This window comes from Hyella patelloides LEGE 07179 (genome assembly GCF_900659865.1).
Lineage (GTDB): Bacteria > Cyanobacteriota > Cyanobacteriia > Cyanobacteriales > Xenococcaceae > Hyella > Hyella patelloides.
On sequence record NZ_LR214400.1, the window covers coordinates 1 to 2,972 of the forward strand.

Below are 2,972 nucleotides of genomic sequence, written 5' to 3' on the forward strand. Positions count from 1 at the left end.
GTCGCTGGGGTCTCCATCACCATTGGGGTCACTGAAGAGTTGGATTGTGACATTATCAATTCCAGTTTCAGTGTCATTAACTCCATTAGCGTTGACATCATCAATTACTTGTCCGCTAATACTGGCAAGACTGGTGTTTTCATTAAGAAAATCGCGATCGCCTACATCTACTCCACCACTTAAAGTAACTGGAATTTGATTATATTCTGGATCTGTGGTATCTGCTTCTACATCTGTAATGCTCGTTGCACCAGGAGAATCAACTTCGACTACTATATAGTTTCCGTCGGTTAGATTTGTAAAAGTATAATCCCCGTTAATATCAGTCAAAGTCGAATCGATAATATTGCCATCAGAAGGATCGCCATTACCATCAGGGTCTGTATAGAGCAGTAAAGCAACTCCTGCAACTCCCGTATCGCTAGCAGGATCGATCGCACTATTACCAGAAGTATCGTCGTAAACAGTACCACTGATACTAGCAAGGTTCGGACTATCTACTAAAAAGTCTCTTTCAGTAGTGGTTTCCCCTGCAACAACGGTTGCTGCCACTTGAATGTTACTGTTGCTAGTAGTGCCATCCACATCAGTAACCGCCGTAGCTCCAGAGGGAACGGTTTGTTGAACTACATAGTCCCCTGCTACCAGACCAGTAAAACTGTATTTACCTTCAGCATCAGTGTAAGTGGTTGCCCAAATTGCTCCATCAGGTAGTCCATCACCAGTGGTATCGGCATAGAGATCGACTCGAACCCCTGCTAGGGAAAGATCGCCAGAGCTAATATTACCGTTACCATCGTCTTGATAAACAGCACCTTCTATTGCCCCTGCTGTTGCAGAAGAAGTAAAGGGACTAACTGTAATTTCTACAGTAGCAGTAGCAGTTCCTCCATTACCATCGTTGATAGTGTAGGTGAAAGTATCCGTTCCTAAGAAACCTGGATCGGGAGTGTAAGTTAAGACTCCATCAGTTAAACCTACCGTTCCATTGTTGCTAGTTGTTTCGCCAACAAAAGTTCCTGCATCAATACTTAGGGCATCGCCGTTAGGATCGGTATCGTTACCAGTAAGTGCGGAAGCAGTCAGATTAATAGCTGTTCCCTGAGACGTAGTAAAACTATCATTATTAGCAGTAGGAGCAGTATTAACCCCATCGATAGTAATAGTTACTACAGCAGTATCGATTCCGCCGTTACCATCGCTAATAGTGTATTCAAAGGTGTCGGTGCCACTTTGTCCTAATCCTAGGTTGCTGAATTGACCGTTGGGGTCGTAGGTATAAGTACCATTGCTATTAAGAGTTAATAAAGCTCCTGAAGGCAGAGTAATTTGATTACCAATGTTGGTTGACGAACCATTAATTGCAACCACAGTTAGGGAATCGAGGTCAGGATCGGAATCTGCTGCATTAGGATTAGTATTGGTTAATACGTTATCCGATAGAGTAGTATTTGCATTGACGCTATAACTATCATCTTGTGCGGTGGGTGGATTGTTAGGAGGCGCACTGGGATTTATGACAGAGGCATTATCGCTAGAGGTATCGTCTGGGTTAGCAACATCAGTATAGCTAGCAGATAAAACCGTACCTGCTGGTGCGTTTAGTTGACCATTAGAGGTATTATCTCCCGTACTAGATAAGGCAGAACTGAGAAAAACTCCTGTACTAGCACCAGTTTCGGTGAGGGTTATGGTTTCGGTATCACCTGTGGAAGTGGTAATAGTAGCTGTGATTGTTCCAGTTCCTGCTTTGTCTGTATCGGTAACCTCTAGATAAATATCATCCCCAGCATCATAAGTATCGATGGGCGTTCCGCTACTATCGACGAACTCGGTGACACTAGGAGTTCCTAAATCTAAAGCACTGAGATTAAAGGTAGTACCCGCAGTGTCGGTAATTTCAAAATCACCAACTTCTAAACCTTCATTAGCAACGACACTAATGTCATAACCACCTTCTATAGCTCCCGTGTTCCACTCATATTCGTAGATTTTTGTGCCATCACCAGCAGTATCGATGACATTCGTATCATCAAGACTGGCAACTATTGGACTGCCACCAGGAACATCAATGACAAGATTTAATCCTGTAATATCCGTATCGCCAAAAGGATCGGTAACTTCCGCACGAACATAAACTGTATCCCCATTGAAAGAGGAATCGATTAAATTGCCACCACCATTAGCAGTATCGTAAACACCAAGAGAAGCAACATCAATAACAGTTGTAGTCGGTAGTTCTATTTTGGATGGATAGGTACTACTGTCGTAGTTAACAACAAAATCTAACCCCGATTGAGCATTGGCAATTTCTAAGCTAACTGCTTCGCCAGTGGGAACTGTAATATCGTTACTTCCAGTTATAACTCCCTGCCAAGTAACTTCATAAACAGAAGAACTACCAACTTGAGTTACAGAAGTAGGATTGGTAAAACTCGCAATATTTCCCGTATCGTAAGTTAAAGTAGCTGCAATATCAGAAGTTGTTGCAGGTGTTCCACTACTAACATCAATATAGGCAGTGACGGAAATCGGTGCGTTTAGTGGCATCACGAAATTCGACTTCATCGCAATAGCCTGATTGAAAGTAACGCTACCAGAACTAGAAGCATCAGGAGCGATCGCTAATCCTCCTAATCCCGTCCAAGCACTTACAGTAGTTCCTTCAATCGTAATCCGTCCAGAACTATCAGGAGTCACTTGTACTTTGTCGTCTTCAAACGGATCGGTACTACTACCTACTTGGGAATTAATGTATAAAATATTGTTGGTGTAATTTTGACTGAAAGAGATCGGCGTACCGCTACCTGTAATGGTTACGTCTTGATTGTTAGTATCGTTATCTAAGTAAAGTCAGTGAAAGGGTCGCCCCTTCCACTGCTCTCCAAAACGTAGCGTGATAGTTTCCTATCACTACGCTCCTCAGTAATACGGCTGCTGTCATCAGTACGCCTTTAAATCATTGTTGTAAT

The 2,972-nt window shown here is 42.8% G+C and carries 1 protein-coding gene; it reads right to left on the reverse strand.

The features are described 5' to 3' along the window. Positions 1–2,700, reverse strand: a 2,700-nt coding sequence (locus H1P_RS35185; RefSeq protein WP_144876410.1) for a beta strand repeat-containing protein, incomplete at its 3' end; no start/stop codon positions are given. Positions 2,701–2,972 lie beyond the last annotated feature (272 nt).